This is a genomic window from Methanolobus vulcani (assembly GCF_900100715.1).
In the GTDB taxonomy this organism is placed as follows: Archaea; Halobacteriota; Methanosarcinia; order Methanosarcinales; family Methanosarcinaceae; genus Methanolobus; species Methanolobus vulcani.
In genome coordinates, this window is sequence record NZ_FNCA01000003.1 from 156,927 (window position 1) to 178,050 (window position 21,124).

A 21,124-nucleotide genomic window follows, 5' to 3' on the forward strand; every position below is an offset into this window, starting at 1 on the left:
CTGAATTGACAGGATGAGAAAACAGAAAAAAGGAATTCAACAACTGATAATTCAGTTCATTCATGACGAAGTGCTTCCACAGGATTCAGTTTTGCAGCTTTGTTTGCAGGATACACACCAGCCACAAGTCCTACAAACACCGATATGAAGAAACCCAGAATTATCAGATAGAACGGGAACACAGGAGTAATACCCAGATATACTTCTACAATATAGGAACCCACAATACCAAGAACAGTTCCCATTATACCACCTATCACACCTACAATGATGGATTCCATGATGAAAAGTACGATAATGTCCGGTTTGGTGTAACCCAGTGATTTCAAAAGACCAATCTCACTGGTCCGTTCAGTCACCGTAACGAGCATGATATTCATAATTCCTATTGAACCTACTAAAAGTGCCACAGCAGCAATCATCGTGATAAGTATGGTAAAAGCATTTGTCAGGGAATCAAGCTGTTCAATAATTTCTGCCTGGTTAAATATCCGGTAAGGTTTTGCATCATCATTATCAAGGTCTCTTGTTGGAACACCAAGATCCCTCGCAAGTCTTTTATCAACTTCATCTGAAACTTCCTGTACAGATTCCGCAGAGCCGGTCTTTGCAGAGAAACCACCATAATCAGTAACGTTGAGCATCTCATTTAGTGTTACAATTGGCACATATATTGTGACATCACGGTCAGGACCACCAGTTACGAAAGTATTATCCTCACTTGCAAGAATACCTTTTACACGGAACTTGCGGGTCACGCTTGTACCATCATCACGTTTGATAGTGATATCTATATAATTTTTCACAGAGATATTCTTGTCAAACTTTTCAGTTGCAACCTCTTTACCAATAACGGCCACGTACTTATCCTTGTCTGTGAGAAAACTTCCCTTTTCAACCCCGAGATTAGAAATATACTGGGCATCTTCCGACACACCCTGGACATCTATCTGCCGGGTAGCTGAAAGATAAGTTACGGGTGCAGTTTGCTGGTTGAATGCTGAAGCCCCTTCTATTCCGGGAGTGTTTCTGATGATTTCAAGTTCATTGTCATAGAATATGTTGACATCCTGACTGTAGATAATTATGAAATTCGAACCAAGAGAACCAAGCTCATCGGTGAAATACTGGTTGAAACTTGCACCGACAGATACGTTTGCAACAACAGCAGCAACACCTATGATGATACCCAGAGCCGTTAAGGTGGAGCGAAGCTTTGCACTGCGTATGCTTCCAAATGCCAGAACAAAAGCATATCTAAGGTCTATCATGTTCACTCCTTCCTCAAAGCTTCAACTGGATTCATACGTGCAGCTTTTCTTGCGGGGTAGACACCTGCTACAAGTCCTACCATTAATGATACAAAAAATCCAAGGAAAATCAAACTTACAGGAAAAACATCCGGTACATCAAGAAGATCATTAGCAATTGATGCAGCTCCAATTCCTGCAACCGTTCCTATTATGCCACCAATCAGACCTACGATCATTGATTCAATTATGAAAAGTAACAGGATGTCACGCTCATTATAACCAAGGGATTTGAGAAGACCAATTTCCGGTGTCCTTTCAGCAACTGTCACAAGCATGATGTTCATTATTCCAATGGAACCAACTATAAGAGAGATAAGAGCTACTGATGTCAGCAGTGATGTTAAAGCTGCAGAAAGCTGGTTAGTTTCTTCCAATATCTCGATTTGGTCAAAGACCACATAGGGCTTTGCATCATCGTTTTCTAGATCCCTGCTTGGAACCCCCAGGCTGCGTGCAAGTCTTTTATCGATCTCATTTGAGGTCTCGCGGACAACATCAAGACTCTCTGCTTTTATGAAAAAGCCACCATAGTCATCTTTTCCAAGAATCTCGTTCATTGTATCTATTGGGATGAAGATACGGATCTCAGGTTCAACTCCCGTCTGAGCAAATGTTGTGTTCGGGTCCTGGATCACGCCTTTTACAATGAATGTCTGTGTGACAACGCCACCATCCTTACGCCTAAATGTAATGTCGATTGGATTTTTTATTGATATTTTCTTATCGAATTTATCATAGGCGACTTCAGCACCTATTACTGCAACATAGCGGTCCTTGTCAGTAAGAAAAGTACCTGAATCCATCTTGAAGTTTGCAACTTCATCATAGTCCTGAGTTACACCCTGAATGTCTATCTGCCGGGAAGTTGACATATAGGTGACTTTCGCCATCTGCTGATTGATAGGGGAAACACCATCAACACCTGGAGTATTCCTGATAATTTCAAGTTCCTTGTCAAAAAAAACGTCAATATTCTGACTGTAAACCACTATGAAATTCGAACCAACTGCTCCGATCTCATCATTGAAGTACTGGTTAAAACTAGCACCAAGGGACACATTAGCTATAACTGCCGCTACACCAATGATAATTCCAAGGGTTGTAAGGGCAGACCTTAGCTTTGCACTGCCAATACTTCCCAATGCGATATTGATAGCCTGAGCCGGACTTAACATGAAATGTCCATCCTGGACTGCTTACTTTATTCTTTCACCTGCTTTTTCTTATAAAGATAGTAAGCTCCGGCTCCTACGACTACCAGTAAGAGAACTACCAGATATATTCCAGAACTGCCGCCGGATTCCACAACATGATGCTGTAGCTGACGTGTAGTGATCTCTTCTGTGTGTTCATTCAGGCCATTCCTGTAATCTGCGACAACCACAAGATCAAGAGGGAAGATGATGTCTTTGGAAACTGCTTTTGCATTGATCTCAATGGTGAACAGCTCATCTGAGTCCATTGAACCAATGAAGTATTCAGAAGGTGAGAACTCAATACCTTCTGCCTCAAGTTTCACACTCACAGAGGAAAGCGCATTGGGGTGAATGTTAGCGACATCGAATTCCAATGTTCCTTCTCCATTTTCAAGTGTTAATGGCTTTGAAGGTATGACCCTTACAGAAGATGAATCTACCTTGAGAGGTATTCTCCAGTTACTATTATAAGAATGAGAACTGCCAACTATTGAGAAATCAAGATAATAGGTACCATCAGGAGTACCTTCTGCAACCTCTATATTGTAGGTAAGATAAACTGATTCTCCCGGACCGATCACACCATTTCCATAGTAAGTACCTGTTGTGACTTTAATTCCCTCAGTTCCTTCAAGAGAAGCAGACTGTATCCTGGCATTTGTGTCATACTGCACGCCATCAATAGTTATACTATAATCTGTAGCACTGTTCTGGAGTGTAAATAAAATTGTACCTTTATCACCTGGCATGAAAACTTCCGGTTCTTTTACCGGCTCACCTAGAAGTTGTATTGTTCCTTTGCTGTCAAAGGATTCTGAACCAACCCTCAATTCAAATTCTTTCTTGAACCAGGTACCACCAGATTCTTCCTGATACCATACTTCAAATGTGCCTATTCCCTGCTTTGCAGCAGAATCCGTGTAAAGCCTGTATTCGTGGACAGCCGCATTATCTGGTGTTAGTATCCCGACATTCACAATAGCATTCTCAGTACTGTCAACTGAGAATGGATAATCCGGCACTATTTTAATTGTAAGATCATCGGCTTTTGCATAACCCAGATTTTCCACCTTGACCCAGACACTCACATATTCACCGATCTCTGCTGGTACCGGCTCATACCTGAGTACACTTACTTTAAGATCGGCACCTTCTGCGGCAGACCCAACGGATGATAATGATATAAACAAAACCAGAATCAGCGATACTCGCAACATAAGTGATGCAGCAACTTTTAGTCCTTTTTTATTCTTCCCCAACACCAACATAATAATTCCCTCATTTTTAATTGTTGTCAATAATTCCGTCTTTAAGATGGACAACCCTGTCTGCATATTCTGTAAGATCAGGGTCGTGTGTGATCATAACTATTGTCCTTCCCTTTTCATGAAGATTAGAAAATATCTTCATGATCTCATCACCGGTTTTTGAATCCAGGTTACCTGTGGGTTCATCGGCAAGTATGAGTGATGGATCGTTTATCAAAGCCCTTGCAATTGCAACCCTCTGCTGCTGCCCACCCGACATTTCCGAAGGTTTGTAATTCATGCGATCCTTCAAACCAACCATTTCCACGAGCTCCTTTGCTTTTTTTCTGGTATCTACTCCGGCTTTTTTATTAGCATAAGTAGGAAGTTCCACATTCTGGAGTGTTGTGAGTCTTGGAACAAGGTTGAAGTTCTGGAATACAAAACCAATCTCCATTCCTCTCAACTTTGCAAGTTCAGGATCAGAAAGTGTGTCAACATCTTTTCCCATCAAAAGGACCTGTCCGCAGTTTGGCCTGTCAAGACAGCCGATCATATTCATCAATGTGCTTTTTCCAGATCCAGAAGGGCCCATGATTGCAACAAATTCTCCCGGCATGACCTTTAGATCAATACTTTTGAGGATGGGTACATCCATATCCCCAACATGATAGCTCTTACAAATGTTGACAAGCTCAATTACAGGTGTGTATTCTCTGTTTTTCTCATCATAGGCAGCTTTTGCATCCATATTAGTCCCCTATAAAGCGCACTTGAGAAGACATACTTTCTCATCGATGGAGAAATTATCCAGCACTCTAAATAATTCGGGGTTTAACTTATAAAAAGCTTATTTACAGACTATTATAAAAATATGAACAGGTAGAATATAATCAGGTTGCTAAATGTATAATGCAAAAAGATTCTGGCCATAAAAGTAAAAAAGTATAAATAATCTCAATCCTATGCTCTATTGACTAAATATCGTCAAATTTGAATATTGACAAGTGGTCTTGATGATATAATACTGGATGTGGAAAGGATGTTACAAGTATTAACTGACCCTAACGGGTTTTTCAAAAAAAGGATTAAAGAAGATATCGAGTGGAAAAATCCACTTATAATTATGGTATTGATGGCAATAGTAGGAGCTGTCACGATCTATACCACAATGATGAGCACTCTTCAATCGGTAATGAGCCTGGATTTTCTTGAAGGTACCGGTAAAATAATAGTGATCATTTTCATGATCATTGGTTCAATGATCGGAGTATTATTTTCATGGTTACTGTATACAGTCATATTTTACATAATCTCAAATATTTAGCGGGGAAGGAGACTTCAAAAGACTTATGGAGTTTACATCCTATGGATTCATACCAAACATTGCAAGTTCATTAATATCTGCATATTATACAAACAAAGTATTTTCAAACATAGACTTTGCATCTGTTGCAGATCCGCAGGCAGTACAGGATATGATATTTGCAGACCCTTCAATGAAAATAGCAAGTATACTGGGAATAATCTTTACGCTCTGGAGTGCAAACATCTGGATATTCGGAGTCAAGTATGCACGTGATCTTAGTCTGAGAAATGCCGTTATAACTGTGGGAATTCCAATCGGATTGGGTTTACTTTATACCATACTGACAGTGTTCGTACTCAGATAAGGCAAAAACATGATAAAATTAATTGCTGTGGCCATGATTCTTTTGGCCACATTTTCATTTACAGGTTCTGCAACAACGGAAATCAGACCTACACTTACTCTTGATTACAGTATTGAACCGGGAGTTTTCATGCCCGGAGACGTGGGAACAATAGCCGTCACTCTGTCCAATATGGCAACCGGCGAGATATATGTCAAAGAGGATGATGAGACTCTTGACATGAATGCATATATTGCCAGCGCTAGCCTAAATGGGAACAGTGAACTGGAAATACTTGATACAAGCTATACTGACATCGGTCTTCTCGGTCCAGGAGATTCACTAAAACTCACATTCAATGTAAAAGTGCTTGACAATGCCACAACAGGAGTGCATTTCGTAGATCTGACAATAGTTGGTGGCAGTAATATGTATGATCTCAACTACCGCATTCCCATAAAAGTTGATGACAGGAATGTAAAGGTCATAATGTCCAATTTCCCGTCAACCCTGATGAACGAGGTATCTACCATCAGTGTGGATGTCGTTAACAGAAGACCTAACGATGTCACCAGTGTCATTGTAACTCCTTATGCCGAAGGCATGACATTCAGTCCTTCCGATTATTTTGTAGGAAGCATACCTAAAGGAAATAAATCCACAGCAACCTTCACGTTCAATACCATGTCCAGTGAAGAAGGCAATACAGAGGTAACATTCACATCCTCATATTTTAACGGTGATAACCTCCACTATTCCAACACAGCATCCAAGGAAGTACGGATCATCAAACAATCTCCGCTTGTTTTTACCGGAATAGAGATTGAAAGTTCCGGTAACAAATACACTCTTTCAGGTGACCTGAACAACTTTGGCATAACTGATGCAAAGAATGTGATGGTCTCAATCGAAGACACAGAAGGCATCGAACCTTTGCAACCTTATGCAAATTACTTCATAGGAACACTGGAAGCAGATGATTTCAGTAGTTTTGAGCTGAGTGCACGTGTGACATCACAGAATGTGACATCAATTCCAATCATTATTGAATTCAGGGACCCGGATAATGCATACACTGCAATTACCCAGGAAATATCACTTGATACAACATCAGGAGTCTCATATTCCAGTAATAATGACGAAGGTAGTTCACTTGGACTCTGGCTTGGTGCCAGCATTATTGTTATTGCAATCCTGGTAGTCATTGGATATTCCTGGAAAAAGCGAAAGGATGACGAGAACGAAGATGATCAGGGTGCTGATGAAGAGGACGAGTTACCAGACGATGTGTATGTCGACGAAGAAGATGATGAAATTATAGAATAACCGGTGCTTGCATGCAGCAGTCAAAATCTTCCCCGGATATCATTAAGAAGAAAAGAAGAACATCAACTGCAGGTTCCGGTAAAATATCAAAGAAAGCCGAAACTTCGACATATCCCATTGTACAGTTGCAGAATGTAAAGCGCATTTATACCCTTGGAGAAAACAAGATCTATGCACTGAACGGTGTCAGCTTTGCAATTAAGAAAGGTGATTTTGTAACCATCATGGGTTCATCGGGTTCCGGAAAGAGTACACTTCTCAACATGATCGGTTGCCTTGATCTGCCAACATCGGGCAAAGTTAAAGTCAACAATGTAGACCTTTCAAAACTTGATGATGACGGGCTCACTGAAATACGCAGGAACAATATAGGATTCATTTTCCAGCAGTTCAACCTCATTCCTACACTAACAGCACTGGAAAACGTGGAAATTCCAATGATATTCAACGGTGAGTCCCCTGTCAGAAGAAGGAAAAAAGCTCTTGCTATGCTTAAAAAAGCGGACCTTCCTCTTGAATATGCTGACCATAAACCAAATGAGATGTCAGGTGGACAGCAGCAGAGGGTTGCGATTGCAAGGGCACTGGCAAACAATCCTCCAATATTACTTGCAGATGAGCCTACCGGAAACCTTGACACTAGAACCGGTCATAATATAATGGAGCTGCTTAAGGAATTGAATGCTGCCGGAACTACAGTTATTGTTGTCACACACGATCCGAAGCTGGAAGAGTATGCACATACGACCATCAGGATACAGGATGGAGAGATCATATAATGAAATTTACGAAGAAACTCTCCGCAATGATTAGCAATAATATGTACGCAGAGTTGGCGAAACGGAACCTGAAACGCCAATCTGTGCGTACTGTACTTGCAGCTATCGGAATTATCATTGGAGTTATTGCAATATCCTCCATGGGAATCCTCGGTAACAGCCTGAAACTCTCTGTTACAGACTCTTTTGCGGACATCGGAGACAAGCTTATAGTCTCGCCTGCACCCGGTGAAGATTACATCACCGACAAGCAGGTAGACCAGATTAGAAAAGTAAGCAACATTGAGAGCATAATACCTGTTTCTGCCAGTGGTGAAGTTATTGAGTATAAAGAAGGTGGGACTACCTACCAGTCGTACGTTTCGGTCTATGATATAAAAAAGGAAGATCTGGAGAAACTTGTAGAACTTGAAGATGGACGCTTTTTCAAACCCGGATCAACCGATTGTGTTGTTGGATATAGTGTTGCTGAAAATATGGAACTAACCCTTGGACAGAAGATCGAAATAGATGATACTAAACTCAGGGTAGTTGGAATCTTAAAGGAAAGAGGAATGGGATTTGATATCAGCACTGATAGCGGTGTTTTTACGTCCTCGGAAATGTACCATAAACTCTATCCGGATGAAGATGAAGGGTATAATCAGGTAATAGTCATTGTCAAAGACCTCAATGAGATAGATGCTGTTTCTGATGAGATAGATGAACGCATCAACAAGAAGGACGAACTTGTAACGGTCTTTGCCACGAATATGATTACTGAAAGCCTTGACAGTGTTTTCAGCTCAATATCGCTTTTCCTCATGGGGATTGGCTCTATTTCGTTGCTTGTTGCAGGTGTGAGCATACTGAACGTGATGCTCATGTCAACAATGGAGCGTACAAAAGAGATAGGTATCATGAAAGCCGTGGGAGCTTCAAGAAAAGATATTCTTAAGATGTTCCTGCTTGAAGCATTGTTCCTTGGCATCATTGCCAGTACAGCAGGCGCGATACTCACGATAGGCGGAAGTTATCTTATTATGGAACTGCTGGTTAAGAACGCATCATATCTGTTTACCTTTTCTAGTATGTTATATGTTGCAGAAGGATTCTTTTTCGGAATTGCCACAAGCCTTGTGGGAGGCATGTATCCTGCATGGAAGGCTTCAAGAATGAAACCACTGGATGCACTGAGATATGAGTGATATCTTTTATCACTCACATGCATGCTTTTTCCAGAAGTTGTATATTATTATTCCATTCCTTTAATTAAATCTGATCTTTAATTAGAAGCCAATTCACAAATAATGCCAACATATAGTTCTGAAACTGAAAATATCATATCCCTGCTTCTTATTTTCAGTGATCATATTCTGTAGTCAGTATGAAGATATTAATTGAATTTACAGATTGCTATAAATAGTATCAAAAATAACTTAATAAAATACAGGAGCCCTGATATGAGATCTGCTTTTTTGTCACTTACAGCCATAGTAATGGTAGTTTTTTTAATAATCCCTAGTTCAGCACTTGATTGTTCATCAAATGAATATAATGTGACTGTCACAGATGTCTACTCTGACCTGGAAACCTGTGATATCACACTTCACAGCTCAGAAAATGTAAGTGGACTGGAACTTGATATGGTTCTAAAACATGATGGAACTGTGCTGGACAGCAGGACTTTTACTATTGATAGCATCACACCAGACTCTGATATTACAAAGGCATTCAGATGGAATACCGATGACAAGAGTGATGGAAGATATACGGTGACAAGCAGCATATCAAAAGATGGATGCACAATCTATGAAAACACATACAATTTTGTTAACGGAAGACAGACCCTTCCAAGAATTACCGTTGATGACCTTGTACCAAATTCACAGGGATTCAGTGTGATGATAACTCCACAACAAGCAGTGGTAGTAGATGTTGAATATATGCTAATAGATGGTTCAAACGTGATATATTCAGGCACAGAGAAAAAGGTCCCTGTAAGTACATTGCCTCTGGAAGTGAGCAAAGACTGGAACGTGTTGCTTGAGAACAATAAGAAATATAGCGCAAGGGTAAAAGTCAAATTATATTCTCCGTCTGTGAGCTACATTGCCCTTACAGAGGATTTCGTGGCACATGATGATGTTTACATAAGTGATACATATGAAGATGATGTTGGGGCGAGTGCTACTATTTACGGATTATCACAGGTACCTTTCACTGGATCTGTAAGATTCATTGTATCAAAACAGATTGGAAATATTACAACTCCGGTGGAATCTGCCACACAGAAATCCCCTGTGATTCTCAACGGGAAGGACGAAACTGTAGAAACAATATGGAAGGAACGACTTCCTGAAGGAATGTACATGCTTGTCATTGAGGTCATCGGAAATGAAGGAAATATACTGGATGTTGAAGAAAGTGTAATAGAATCGAGTTACCAGCCTGTGGTAAATCAGACAAATACAACGACATCACAGACCTCAAACCAGTCACCTGGATTCATACTCCCAGGTGCGCTGGCCACCATTGGAATCGCTGCCCTCATATCAGGCAGGAAGAGAGAACACTGAAAGGTGTGTTCGATGCGATATGAATTGTTCATTGCACTGCGCCATATTAAAGCAAGAAAAAGACAGACAATTCTCTCGGTTGCAGCCATTGGGATAGCCGTCATGATCCTCATGGTATCCCAGGCTTTTATGGCAGGTTTCACACAGGAACTTTACGATAAGACTGTCAACAATCTGCCCCATGTCGTAGTTTCACCACAGACCGGTGACGACTATATACATCTTTATAAGAATATAATCCTGAGGGTCAATAACATAGATGGTGTCATTGCATCATCCCCCCATCTTACCGGAGAGGCTTCGTTCAAATTCAAGGATAATACGAAGAATGCTGTCCTGAAGGGGATAATACCCGCACAGGAGGATGCTGTAGCCCATATAAAGAAAGATATTGTAAAGGGCAACTTCGATGAGCTGGCCTATTCAGATAAAAGCATCGTCATAGGTCAGAAATTCGCAGATGATATGCAGCTTGAACTGGGAGACCGTGTGGAGATATCATTCCCTAACGCAAATCCGATGTCACTAAAAGTTATAGCCATATATGACACAGGAACAGCACTCGATGAAAGTATCACATATACTTCACTCCAGACAGCACAGGATTTCTACGATACAGGAGATGTGATAAATGGCATATCTCTGAGACTTGCCGACTTTAACAGGGACAGAGAGATAGCACAAATGATCAAGAATGATGGTTACAATGCCGCAGGTTGGTCGGATACAAACCCCGAGATATTGCGGACCATTGCTATAGAAAGTGTCTCGAACAATATTACGATAGGCTTCATACTTCTCATAGCATCTTTTGGGGTTGTAAGTACACTGAACATGGTGGTCATGGCAAAAATAAAAGAGATAGGTATACTGCTGGCAATGGGAGCCAGAAAATCCAATATCAGGTTGATATTCCTTATCGAAAGCGGCCTGCTTGGCCTTGCAGGAGCTTTACTGGGAACCGCCGCAGGTGTTGTACTGGCACTCTCTATTGGCGGATATCCGCTTCCCCAGGGAGTGTACGGCCTTACATACATACCGGTTCTTGTAAGAACCAATGATGTGATAATAATAATAACGATCGTCTTCCTGTTGAATCTCATAGCTGGTATTTATCCTGCACAGAGGGCAGCCAGCCTTGACCCGGTGGAAGCCATATCAACAAGATAAACTTCTATTCAATTTTCCGGTTCGGCGTTATACCATACTATTCCTTCGAACCTGCAAATTGCTATCTTTCTTTTGATAATGAGATAATAGCTTACCTTGAAGATCGCGTAGAGATGAAAATATAAGTAGAATACAGTTTTTGAAAAGAAACCCTCCTGATAGATGATCTCTTTATTATCCTCCATAGAATCATCGATGAATCTCACAACACCATCTGTTCCCGGCACATCCATAACAGTGCCCTGAGGCATACGAGAGCCTATTACCAATACATCTTTTTCCATACCATCAGCAGCAAAGCTGCCTTCAATAAAACCGTAGTTGAATATTGTGGGTATGGGAGACAAAAATTCCCGGACAAAACAAGAGCCTTTCTTATTGTATTTGATGAAACTGTATTTGGGAGTCTCGATCACAATCTTCATGCACTCATATTGGCACGCTTGATAAAAGAACATAGGGGGTGCGAACGGGCAAAGGGGGTTGAATGCACAGGTATGTGACATTGGAGTGGTTGGAGAGGTACTAAGTAACAGACCCGTTCGCAAACATACAAACGATATTACAGAATATATACTTTTCGCATTGTTACGAACGAAATCTATGATCTGGCCTGAAGGTCAGAAATCTGATTCCTCAATCATTTTCGATAGCTTCTACAGGATCAAGTGAAGCCGCACGCCTTGCCGGATAGACACCTGCAACTATATTAATAAAGAAAGAGAAGATGATAGCGTAGATATAGTTCATGGCATCTGCCTTCAGCGGAAGTGTCGACAGTCCGAAGTACATGTCCTGAGGCAGAGATATTTGGTAGGAGGCAAGAGCTGTGGAAGCCAAATACCCCAGAACACATCCGACCAACACACCCATGGTGCCCAGTATCAGTGACTCGAAAAGGAATATCATTGTTATATTTCGCTTTGAAGCTCCCATTGCCATTAACATACCTATCTCTTTTTTCTTGTCCATGACAACTGTAAAAAGGGTATTTGCGATTCCAAATCCGGCTATCATGTATATAAGGCCATAATAGAGCCATACGATCAATACCTGACTATTGAGAAGGTTAAGGATATCACTGTTTGCCTTTATCCAGCTTACGGCCTTAAGTCCTGTTTCCTGTTCAATTGAATTGGCTATGACATCCGCCTGGAAAGGATCCATTACTCTGACATCAATCTCACTGGCAACACCATTCTTTTGGAAGAAACTAAGGGCAGAGTCAAAACGCACGTATGCAAGACTTTCGTCTTTCGGTGTTCCGGTGTTGAATATCCCTATAATCTTAAATGAAGAAGAACCAAAACCCGGCATAACAACATCCACTGTGTCCCCTGTTTTCACTTTCAGATCATCGGCAAGCTTGTAGCCTATGACAATCCCATTGTTGCTTCTGCCAAGGGCAAAGAAATTCCCAGATACGATATGATCGGATACATGCATTACAGCATCCTCTGCAACCGGATCTATACCGTTAAGACTTACACCTTTTGCATTGTCCTTGTGACTGATGGCCGCCTGTCCGACAAAAACAGGAGATACTGCCATGACACCATCCATGCCAGCTATCTGCTCAGAGTAATAGCTGTAAAAGTGAACATAGTTCTCATTCTGTTTCTGAATCGGAGAACTCACTACAATATGAGGCGAGTTTTCCACAGTGGTTGAAATAAGCTCATCAGTAAACCCTGTCATCATTGACATGAGAACTACAATAACAGCTATGGCCAAAGCTACCGCAAATACCGCAAAGAACGTGAGTCGCTTTCGTGCGCTTATATGCCTCAGGGCTATTCTCAGTTCGAACATTGACCAGCTTCCAATATAGAAATGATTTGACTGTTATTATATAACTATTTATGAAGCTATAAGATAAAAAGACAAACAACAATAAAAAAAGAAATTAGCGTTTTCCTGAGGCAATCAGGAAAGCCAATACTGAAATAAAAAACTTGAAACCTGGAATATCATGAGATGGTTCGGTATTATTGACACTTTCATTGATAATTTCCGGTTCATCATCAATCTCATAATCTACTGTGCTAAATGATTCACCAACTGTTATTTCCGGGCTGTACTCAAACAGGACAGGAACATCACTGATATTATCCTTCATAGCTTCCTGGTCGAAAATTGAATAAATTTCATTGATCAGAGATTCATTTACTTCAGTGCCTTCCGGAAATTGAACTGACAAATAACCTTGATAATTATAGCCATATGACATTACAGAACCATTTGGTCTCATATATCCTGCCGTCATTTCTTCTCTTATGCCTGCTTTAACAGTGCTTAAATAGTTAAGCCAGTTTCTTTTTCCGGAATCACTTGTTATTAAAGGAACTTCACCCTTACCTAATATGTAATTATCATCCTGTTCTTCAAGTTGTTTGAATATCTGCGGAGTGAAATCAGGAAGTTCCGGTTTTGTATCAATATCCGATTCTGTTTGATCCGCACTCATGTTTGAAACTGCAGATGCGGCAACTACCAAATTAACCAATAAGAACACTGTTACGAATATGCCCGATACCAGTTTAAGTTTACATTTGATCATAAATTCCCATTCCATAATCCTTCAAAATATTTTTAACATTCTAAAATATGAATTCACTACATATAATTTTTGCAGTTAAAATACATATTAATGTTTAATGTTCCAAATATCCAGATAACGGCACTGAAGAAAATAAACGATAACTCAAAACCAAAAATAGGAGAGAGATTGAAATCACTGATGTGCAAATGCAAGCTCGATCCCAATTACAGAATAAATGCCAGCCTTCGCCCAGTTGATCTTCTTACCCAAACCCGGCTTTTCCATAATCTTAGTTCCTATCATTCCGGCAAAGAATGATACTATGAAAAAGACCACAATCGCCTGCGCAAAGAACACTGCACCCAGGAATATCATTTGCAGAGGGATGCTGCCGGAATCTGCATTTATGAACTGAGGCAGGAATGCAAGGAAGAACAGGGAAACTTTAGGATTTAAAATATTCATGAAAATACCTCTTCTGTAAAGTCGTGGCAGGTTCTTTTCTCTTACAGATTCAAGTGATGTGAGGCTGCCTCTTTCACGTATTGCCTTGTAGGCAAGGTAGAGAAGATAAATTGCTCCTGCATATTTCAGAAGAGAGAACGCCACAGCAGAACTGTATAATATCGCAGAGACTCCAAGTGCTGCCGCAGTTGTATGGAACAAAAGACCGGTGCAAAGACCGGTTGCAATTGTCATGCCTGCGGTCTTTCCCTGAGATATGCTCTGGGTGAGCACGAAGAGAATATCAGGGCCAGGCAGGAGTGTGAGAGCTAACGAGGCTGCGATGAAGTAGAATAATTGAGTGGAGTCTATCAATTTGTCACCTGTTGTCAGGAAGTTGGAACTCAAATGTTAAATTGCTGATGCCTGAATGTATAAGGTATAAGGAGCTCTTTTTGTAGCGTCCAGCCTCTGCTATTGAATGAAATTCCAATAAACCGGGATGTCTTTGACAGAACCGAACTTTGTTCATAGATAAATATCAGCCAGTTGGTGAAGCATTTCATCTAATTGCTTATATTTGTCCATTCCAACCTTTTCCTTTACCAGAACCTCAAATTCTTCAAATAACTCCTGGTTTTCCTTAGCTGAAAGTTTCTTTTCAGCCATTGTGAAAAGCACTTTATTTTCTTTATCAAAGTGCTGAGCCAGGAGCTTGATATAGTTCTCCCCATACTTAATTATCTTTGAACGATCCCCAGAACCTATATTTTCATGATGGGAAAGAGCTTCACCTATTGCACTTGCGTATTCACGCCCAACTTTATGCTCGGCTATTAGCACCTCTATTAATTTCTTAGATTCCTCACCGTTTATAGATTCCAGTTTAGGGAACAAAAATTCTTCTTCCTTCCCATGATGGCAGCCATCCACAAAAACAACCATAAAGTCATTTAATTGTTTAATGTGTACAGGGTCAACATTTTCCCCAGAATCAAGTCGTTCACAAATCCTTCCCAGTACATCGAGCATCAAACTTATTTCATCGTGCTCATGTCTCAAATCCTCAATACCCATCATTATTATCACTCCCGATTCGTTACTTCATCCATATGTGCAATTTCATGTTAAACGTATCTATTTTCAACAATATCCGGTATCTGTATCAGATACTTCAGGAAAACATTAGACATGTGTAAAAATAAAACTCCATTTGCAAAACTAAACTATAAATAAAGCTTCTTATTATGAACTATCCAGTTATTGACCTTATTTGGAGGAATTTGTATCAAAATACCGATACCTTATGGAAAAGAATTTGTAGACCTTGAAGTGGAAATACCCCATGAGGTCGTGTCACCTAATTTTGTAGAAGTAGGAGCAGAGTCTGAAGTAATAGACGAGGCGCTGAACAATCCTGTTGGAATGGAATCCCTTGAGGATTTTATGAAGAACAGCGAGAGGATATTGATCCTTGTAAATGATGCCACAAGGCCAACTCCTACTGCAAAGATCCTCCTGAAAATGCGTGATATGCTAAAGGAGCACGGAGCCGTAAGATTCATGGTTGCTACAGGTGCTCACAGAGGACCAACAGAGGATGAATTCAGGTACATCTTCGGTGAGATATACGACGAGTTCAAAGAGAACATATTCGTACACGATGCCCGCAAGGAAGAGGATATGGAATATCTTGGCGTGTCAAGCAACGGAACCCAGATGTACCTCAACAAGATGGTGAATGAAAGCAAGAACATCATCGTCATCGGAAGTGTTGAGCCTCATTATTTCGCAGGTTATACTGGCGGAAGGAAGGCATTCCTGCCGGGAGTTGCTTCCTACAAGACCATCGAGATGAACCACAAGCATGCACTATCAGAAGCTGCACAGCCGCTTGCCATCAAAGGAAATCCAGTTGCAGAGGACATGGAAGATGCAATGAAAGTGCTGAAAGACCTGAACGTATTCTCAATTCAGACTGTCCTCACAGCAGACCACGGACTCTATGCAACTGTTGCCGGTGACCTTTTCAAATCATTCGATATTGCAGTTGAGAGAGCAAAAGAGGTATTCTGCTCAAATTGCAGCCGCAAAGGCAATATTGTACTTACCGCTGCGCCATATCCTATGGATATCGACCTCTACCAGTCTCAGAAAGCACTTGAGAACGGCAAGCTTGCACTGGAAGATGGCGGAGTCATCATCCTTGTATCAAAATGCAGGGACGGTGTTGGAGATGACACATTCCTGAACCTGCTCTGTTCTGCGAATACATGCGATGAAGTCATGTGTAAAATCGACGAAGGCTACAAGCTTGGATACCACAAGGCTGCCAAGATGGCACAGATAGGAGTATATGCTGAAATGTGGGCAATCTCAGACCTGCATGATGATACTATCAAAATGGCAAAGCTCCAGCCATGCATGGATATTCAGGAAACATTCAACAGGGCTGTTGAAAAAGTGAAAGAGCAGGGCAAGGAACCATATGCTGTTATTTTACCACAGGGTAGCCTCACCGTACCGCTGCTTGAATAACTGGACCCTTCAACCCTTTTTTTGATTAAGAAAATAAAGAAAAAGAGAAAAGCAAGTTTGAACTGTTATTCAGTTCAAATCTGCATATAACGTGCTGCCTCACCAAGATCCTCTTCAATTCTGAGGAGCTGGTTGTATTTTGCAGTACGTTCGCTTCTTGCCGGTGCCCCAGTCTTGATAAGGTCAGCACCAATTGCAACTGAAATGTCAGCGATCGTTGTGTCCTCGGTCTCAGCGGAGCGGTGACTTACAACAACACTGTAACCGTTGCGATTTGCCATGTTAGCTGCATCGAATGCCTCTGAGAGGGAGCCTATCTGGTTGACCTTCAGCAGAAGTGAGTTTGCAGCACCCATTTCAACACCCTTTACAAGACGGTCTACGTTTGTAACGAAGAGGTCGTCTCCAACAATGAATGTGTCCCATGCATCATTGGTCAGTGTTGCGAAGTCCTCAAAAGATTCCTCGTGGAATGGGTCCTCAATAAGGATGATAGGATAGGTTTCAATAAGCTCAAGATAATAATCAATAAGCTCAGCAGGTTTTAAGAGCTTGCCATCGATAGAATAGGTTTCTCCGTCAAAGAATTCTGAAGCTGCCGCATCAAGACCAATGCTGATCTCCGTCTCTGTGTATCCTGCTTCCTCAATAGCACTTACAAGAGCATCAAGAGCATCATGGGTCATCTCAATAGATGGTGCGTATCCGCCTTCATAACCAACATTAGTTGCCGAGCCGCCGTACTTTGCCTCGAGTATCTTACCAAGTGCATGATATGTCTCAGTACCCATGCGCAGTGCTTCGGAATAGGTGCTTGCGCCCTTTGGCTGAATCATGAACTCCTGAATGGAAAGTGCATTTCCTGCGTGTTTTCCACCGTTAAGGACATTCATTGTAGGAACTGGGAGAGTATATGCATTTATACCGCCAAGATAGCGGTACAGTGGCATATTGAGTGAATCTGCTGCTGCCCTTGCAGCCGCCATAGAAACACCAAGGATCGCGTTTGCGCCAAGTTCCATCTTGTTCTCAGTACCGTCCAGAGCAAGCATAAGACCATCGATCTCGCGCTGCTTTCTGACATCCATGCCCAGAAGCTCTGCTTCTATAGCGGTGTTGACATTATCAACTGCGTCAAGAACACCTTTTCCAAGATAGCGTTCTTCCTTGTCGCGCAACTCAAGTGCCTCATTACTTCCTGTGGAAGCACCGGAAGGAACACTTGCCCGGCCGAATCCGTTAGAAGTATAGACATCTACTTCAACGGTAGGGTTTCCTCTGGAGTCAAGAATCTCACGTGCGTGAATCTTTTTTATCTTATAACTTTTGTCATCATCAATATACGGCATCCTATTCCACCTTTGACTTGGTTTAACACCTACTTTGCAATTACCGTATATATTGTTACCGTTCACTTCTTTTCAATTCAACGCTTGAACGATAATCACAGGCATATCTGCTAAAACTAAATTATATTTACATAAATTATATAAACTTAAAAGTATTATAGTAACCAAATGAAAAGCGGAGATACTGATCTTTTAAGCGGAAAAGGCTATGAAATAATCGAACTTTTACAGGGACTGGAAGTACCCAGAACCGAAGCCATCTCTATTGCATGTCTTGTATGTGGAAATGAACTAACCTCACAGAACATTGAACAGGCATCGGGCCTCAGGCAACCGGAAGTCAGTATTGCTATGCGTCCTTTGAGAGAAAAAGGATGGATAGAAGAAAGAAGTGAAAAAAAGAATACTGACAAAGGAAGGCCTGTAAAATATTACAAACTCATTGTACCTTTTGAGGAAATAGTCAAAACCTTTGAGTCAAAAGCTCTCAGAAAGAACATGGAAATGGTTGAAGCCCTTGAGCAACTCAAGGAACTTAGTGGTAATGGTGAGTAAGACCTGAATTTCGCAAACTCAGAATTTTTCAGCTTTTATCCGAGAAACATACCGGAGCAAAGCCTTTCTCCTTATCGAAGACTCTACTTGCGGAGATGCCGGAAATCTCCATGATGAATACCTCTACAACCATGAAAACCTCACTATTTTCACGCAGACATCCTGTTTTAGTAGATTCGCCACGGCCTGCTGCGGAATGAAGATGGATCTTAGGTTTATCATTCTCCCAAAAGATATTTCCTATTCCTATAAGTTCATGTGCATCATGGATGCGAGCCCATTGAGGATCCGGAGGTACAATATTTTCTTTAGGGCCGACAACAAGATTGGCTTCTTTCACAGCACCAAGCATCGTGAACATTGCCGACCTAATATCCTCTGAAACTGCAAGACTTTCAAGTTCCTTAAGAATGTCATCTCCATGGTCAAGACGAACAGTAAATACCCTATCTATGCTACCCTGTGAATATTCCATATGATCACCTCTCTGCCAGATACCAGATCAAGCAGAATCCGATGCTATACGTCCATCTACTATTCTGACGATACGATCAGTCTTCCTGGCCATCTCCTCATCATGAGTAACAAGAATAAAGGTTTGTCCCCTGTCCCGGTTAAGCTGCCTTAGAAGTTCATATATTCTGTCGCTGGATTTAGTATCCAGATTTCCTGTAGGTTCATCACCTATGACAATCCCAGGATTATTGGCAAGAGCTCTGGCAATGGCAACTCTCTGGGCCTGACCTCCGGAAAGCTGATTTGGAAGGTGATCCATACGGTCACCCAACCCTACATCTTCCAGAAGTTTAGCTGCGATCTTCTTTGCATCGCTGCGTTTCATTCCACCAATAAGGAGAGGCATCATCACATTTTCAAGTGCATTGAAATCAGGCATAAGATGATGATACTGGAATATGAAACCCAGAACTTCATTACGCACCTTGGAACGCTCTTTTTCCGACATATCTGTAACGACCCTTCCATCTATGGTTATGCTACCGGAAGTAGGAGTGTCCAGAATACCAATCATATGAAGAAGAGTGCTTTTTCCCGAACCGGAAGGACCTGTTATAGAAAGGAACTCACCCTTTTTAATATCAAGGTCTACATTGTCAAGAGCATGGACTTCCACACCATCCATATATATCTTGGAGAGACCTCTTGTCCGTATAATAAAAGAACCGTCATCATCAGCCAAATAAAAACCTCTGGTAACTTTATTTGGACTTAGACTATTTCAATCTATTTGATTTATAAGGAAAAAATCAAAACGAAAATAATAATAAAAAACAAAAAGAAGAAAAGATCAGTAAGACGGATCCATTCCGTCTATCTGTGAAAATGCACGATCGACTTCTTTGACAGTAGCCACACGTTCTTTCTTATCGCGTTCGTATTTAATAGCATCAACTGCTATGGAATAAAGATTCTCAAGTTCAGATGCTGACTCCAATGTCAGTACTGCCAGAACCTGTGGAAGTTCGCCATTCCTTACAATGATACCTTTAAAGACATGACCCACTGCACTGGATAACTTCTCGACTTCCGTTGAGATCTCATCGATACTGAGACGTTCCTTGTCACCTCTGATAATAACCATGGCTCTGCTTGCTTCTTTATAGACATCACTTGAGAACAGGAGACCTGAAGGCGACAGGGCTTTCTGAATAGCACTTCTTACTGGCATATCTGTGTCCGCTTCATAGAAACCGATGGTTGCAAGTCCTGCACCACCGCTCATGACAGTCTTGAAGTCACCAAGGTCGGTCACCATCATCATTTCACTGTCAAGCGCATCAAGAAGGAAAAGAAGACGTCTGGCAACCATATCATTGATACCATTATAGGCGGATTCGACATTGCCGCCCATCTGTTTCAGGAACTGGTTATCAGCCAGTATGATACCATCAGCACCGCTCTCGCGGATGTCTCTCAGACAGAAAGCAGCATTTTGAAGATAAAGGGTTCCTTCTTCCCTGAAAGGAAGTACAACAACTGCATAAACAGGATAATCGTGTCTTTCTTTCAGTTCTTTCACAAGCATTGGAGTAAATGATGAACCGGTTCCACCAGATGCGGATGTTATAACAAAACATACATCAAAATTACCTCTCTCCTCTATCTGACGCATAATATGAGTCTTGTTATCTTCAAAAACGTGTTTCCCAACATTTCTGTTAGCTCCGACACCGTGCAAATGAGGAATGTGTATCCTGTCCTTTGCCTTTGTGAATTTCATCTCTTTGAGATCATTCACAGCAGTGTTGATGGCAATGGTCTGTACATTGCTTTTGTATTTTTGTTGAGAATAGAATTTGGCTAAACGACTTTTTTTACCGAAAGCTTCCCTGTTAATAGCATCCAGTATGCGGTTTCCGCATTGGCCGTTACCAACGATGAGTATATTGAGCAAGTTATTCCTCCGAGTAGTAATATAATTATATATAAATAAATC

Annotated in this window: 22 protein-coding genes; 9 read left to right on the forward strand and 13 right to left on the reverse strand. The window is 41.2% G+C overall.

What is annotated here, in order from left to right:
* Nucleotides 1-56: 56 nt before the first annotated feature.
* The 4 genes from BLP52_RS05630 to BLP52_RS05645 are packed head-to-tail and all read right to left on the reverse strand — an operon-like array spanning nt 57 to nt 4,507.
* Entirely contained in the window at nt 57-1,271 is a 1,215-nt protein-coding gene (locus BLP52_RS05630) for an ABC transporter permease (protein WP_091709471.1), read from the reverse strand.
* Between the two features lie 2 nt (nt 1,272-1,273).
* On the reverse strand, nt 1,274-2,488 hold the full coding sequence (locus tag BLP52_RS05635) for an ABC transporter permease (RefSeq protein ID WP_091709473.1): 1,215 nt from the start codon (nt 2,486-2,488) through the stop codon (nt 1,274-1,276).
* A gap of 26 nt (nt 2,489-2,514) precedes the next feature.
* On the reverse strand, nt 2,515-3,777 hold the full coding sequence (locus tag BLP52_RS05640; protein ID WP_238380734.1) for a COG1361 S-layer family protein: 1,263 nt from the start codon (nt 3,775-3,777) through the stop codon (nt 2,515-2,517).
* A 16-nt stretch (nt 3,778-3,793) separates the two neighbouring features.
* Nucleotides 3,794-4,507, reverse strand: a complete 714-nt coding sequence (locus BLP52_RS05645) for an ABC transporter ATP-binding protein (RefSeq protein ID WP_091709474.1) — start codon at nt 4,505-4,507, stop codon at nt 3,794-3,796.
* Between the two features lie 291 nt (nt 4,508-4,798).
* Here BLP52_RS05645 and BLP52_RS14770 point away from each other — a divergent pair, with 291 nt between their 5' ends.
* The 7 genes from BLP52_RS14770 to BLP52_RS05680 all read left to right on the forward strand — a co-directional run bounded on the left by BLP52_RS14770 (nt 4,799) and on the right by BLP52_RS05680 (nt 11,241).
* The gene (locus tag BLP52_RS14770; RefSeq protein WP_091709476.1) at nt 4,799-5,083 is read left to right on the forward strand and encodes a YIP1 family protein; all 285 of its coding nucleotides are present in this window, start codon (nt 4,799-4,801) and stop codon (nt 5,081-5,083) included.
* Between the two features lie 25 nt (nt 5,084-5,108).
* Nucleotides 5,109-5,429, forward strand: a complete 321-nt coding sequence (locus tag BLP52_RS14775) for a YIP1 family protein (protein WP_091709478.1) — start codon at nt 5,109-5,111, stop codon at nt 5,427-5,429.
* 9 nt (nt 5,430-5,438) lie between these two features.
* Nucleotides 5,439-6,734 (forward strand): COG1361 S-layer family protein, encoded by a 1,296-nt coding sequence (locus BLP52_RS05660; RefSeq protein ID WP_202905732.1) that lies wholly within the window; start codon nt 5,439-5,441, stop codon nt 6,732-6,734.
* 11 nt (nt 6,735-6,745) lie between these two features.
* The gene (locus BLP52_RS05665; RefSeq protein WP_091709479.1) at nt 6,746-7,513 is read left to right on the forward strand and encodes an ABC transporter ATP-binding protein; all 768 of its coding nucleotides are present in this window, start codon (nt 6,746-6,748) and stop codon (nt 7,511-7,513) included.
* Nucleotides 7,513-8,700 (forward strand): ABC transporter permease, encoded by a 1,188-nt coding sequence (locus BLP52_RS05670; RefSeq protein WP_238380735.1) that lies wholly within the window; start codon nt 7,513-7,515, stop codon nt 8,698-8,700. Before BLP52_RS05665 ends, BLP52_RS05670 begins: the two co-directional genes overlap by 1 nt.
* A gap of 255 nt (nt 8,701-8,955) precedes the next feature.
* Complete coding sequence (locus BLP52_RS05675) at nt 8,956-10,071, forward strand: hypothetical protein (RefSeq protein ID WP_091709481.1); 1,116 nt, start codon at nt 8,956-8,958, stop codon at nt 10,069-10,071.
* Nucleotides 10,072-10,083: 12 nt separating this feature from the next.
* Nucleotides 10,084-11,241, forward strand: a complete 1,158-nt coding sequence (locus BLP52_RS05680; RefSeq protein WP_091709483.1) for an ABC transporter permease — start codon at nt 10,084-10,086, stop codon at nt 11,239-11,241.
* Between the two features lie 8 nt (nt 11,242-11,249).
* Here BLP52_RS05680 and BLP52_RS05685 read toward each other — a convergent pair whose 3' ends face one another.
* The 5 genes from BLP52_RS05685 to BLP52_RS05705 form a co-directional block, all read right to left on the reverse strand.
* Nucleotides 11,250-11,666, reverse strand: coding sequence for an inorganic diphosphatase (locus BLP52_RS05685; RefSeq protein ID WP_091709485.1), 417 nt, complete (start codon nt 11,664-11,666; stop codon nt 11,250-11,252).
* A 211-nt stretch (nt 11,667-11,877) separates the two neighbouring features.
* Nucleotides 11,878-13,053: an ABC transporter permease gene (locus tag BLP52_RS05690; protein ID WP_091709486.1), complete on the reverse strand. Its 1,176-nt coding sequence runs from the start codon at nt 13,051-13,053 to the stop codon at nt 11,878-11,880.
* Nucleotides 13,054-13,147: 94 nt separating this feature from the next.
* Entirely contained in the window at nt 13,148-13,801 is a 654-nt protein-coding gene (locus tag BLP52_RS05695; protein ID WP_154717795.1) for a hypothetical protein, read from the reverse strand.
* A 174-nt stretch (nt 13,802-13,975) separates the two neighbouring features.
* Nucleotides 13,976-14,635: a LysE family translocator gene (locus tag BLP52_RS05700; protein WP_238380736.1), complete on the reverse strand. Its 660-nt coding sequence runs from the start codon at nt 14,633-14,635 to the stop codon at nt 13,976-13,978.
* Between the two features lie 120 nt (nt 14,636-14,755).
* Nucleotides 14,756-15,307: a hemerythrin domain-containing protein gene (locus BLP52_RS05705; RefSeq protein ID WP_091709492.1), complete on the reverse strand. Its 552-nt coding sequence runs from the start codon at nt 15,305-15,307 to the stop codon at nt 14,756-14,758.
* Nucleotides 15,308-15,490: 183 nt separating this feature from the next.
* Here BLP52_RS05705 and larA point away from each other — a divergent pair, with 183 nt between their 5' ends.
* On the forward strand, nt 15,491-16,765 hold the full coding sequence (gene larA, locus BLP52_RS05710) for a nickel-dependent lactate racemase family protein (RefSeq protein ID WP_238380737.1): 1,275 nt from the start codon (nt 15,491-15,493) through the stop codon (nt 16,763-16,765).
* Nucleotides 16,766-16,839: 74 nt separating this feature from the next.
* Here larA and eno read toward each other — a convergent pair whose 3' ends face one another.
* A complete protein-coding gene (gene eno / locus BLP52_RS05715) occupies nt 16,840-18,114 on the reverse strand; it encodes a phosphopyruvate hydratase (RefSeq protein WP_091709494.1) in 1,275 nt (424 codons plus the stop codon).
* A gap of 168 nt (nt 18,115-18,282) precedes the next feature.
* On the opposite strand from eno, the gene BLP52_RS05720 reads away from it, so the two are divergent.
* Nucleotides 18,283-18,669: an MreA family transcriptional regulator gene (locus tag BLP52_RS05720; protein WP_091709496.1), complete on the forward strand. Its 387-nt coding sequence runs from the start codon at nt 18,283-18,285 to the stop codon at nt 18,667-18,669.
* Between the two features lie 28 nt (nt 18,670-18,697).
* Here the strand turns inward: BLP52_RS05720 and BLP52_RS05725 are convergent, their stop codons facing one another.
* The 3 genes from BLP52_RS05725 to BLP52_RS05735 form a co-directional block, all read right to left on the reverse strand.
* Nucleotides 18,698-19,144 (reverse strand): PPC domain-containing DNA-binding protein, encoded by a 447-nt coding sequence (locus BLP52_RS05725; protein WP_091709498.1) that lies wholly within the window; start codon nt 19,142-19,144, stop codon nt 18,698-18,700.
* A 27-nt stretch (nt 19,145-19,171) separates the two neighbouring features.
* Nucleotides 19,172-19,810, reverse strand: a complete 639-nt coding sequence (locus tag BLP52_RS05730) for an ABC transporter ATP-binding protein (protein ID WP_091709682.1) — start codon at nt 19,808-19,810, stop codon at nt 19,172-19,174.
* Between the two features lie 165 nt (nt 19,811-19,975).
* Nucleotides 19,976-21,082 carry an FtsZ/tubulin family protein gene (locus BLP52_RS05735; RefSeq protein WP_091709499.1) on the reverse strand — a complete coding sequence of 369 codons (1,107 nt, stop codon included), beginning with the start codon at nt 21,080-21,082 and terminating at the stop codon, nt 19,976-19,978.
* Between the last annotated feature and the right edge of the window lie 42 nt (nt 21,083-21,124).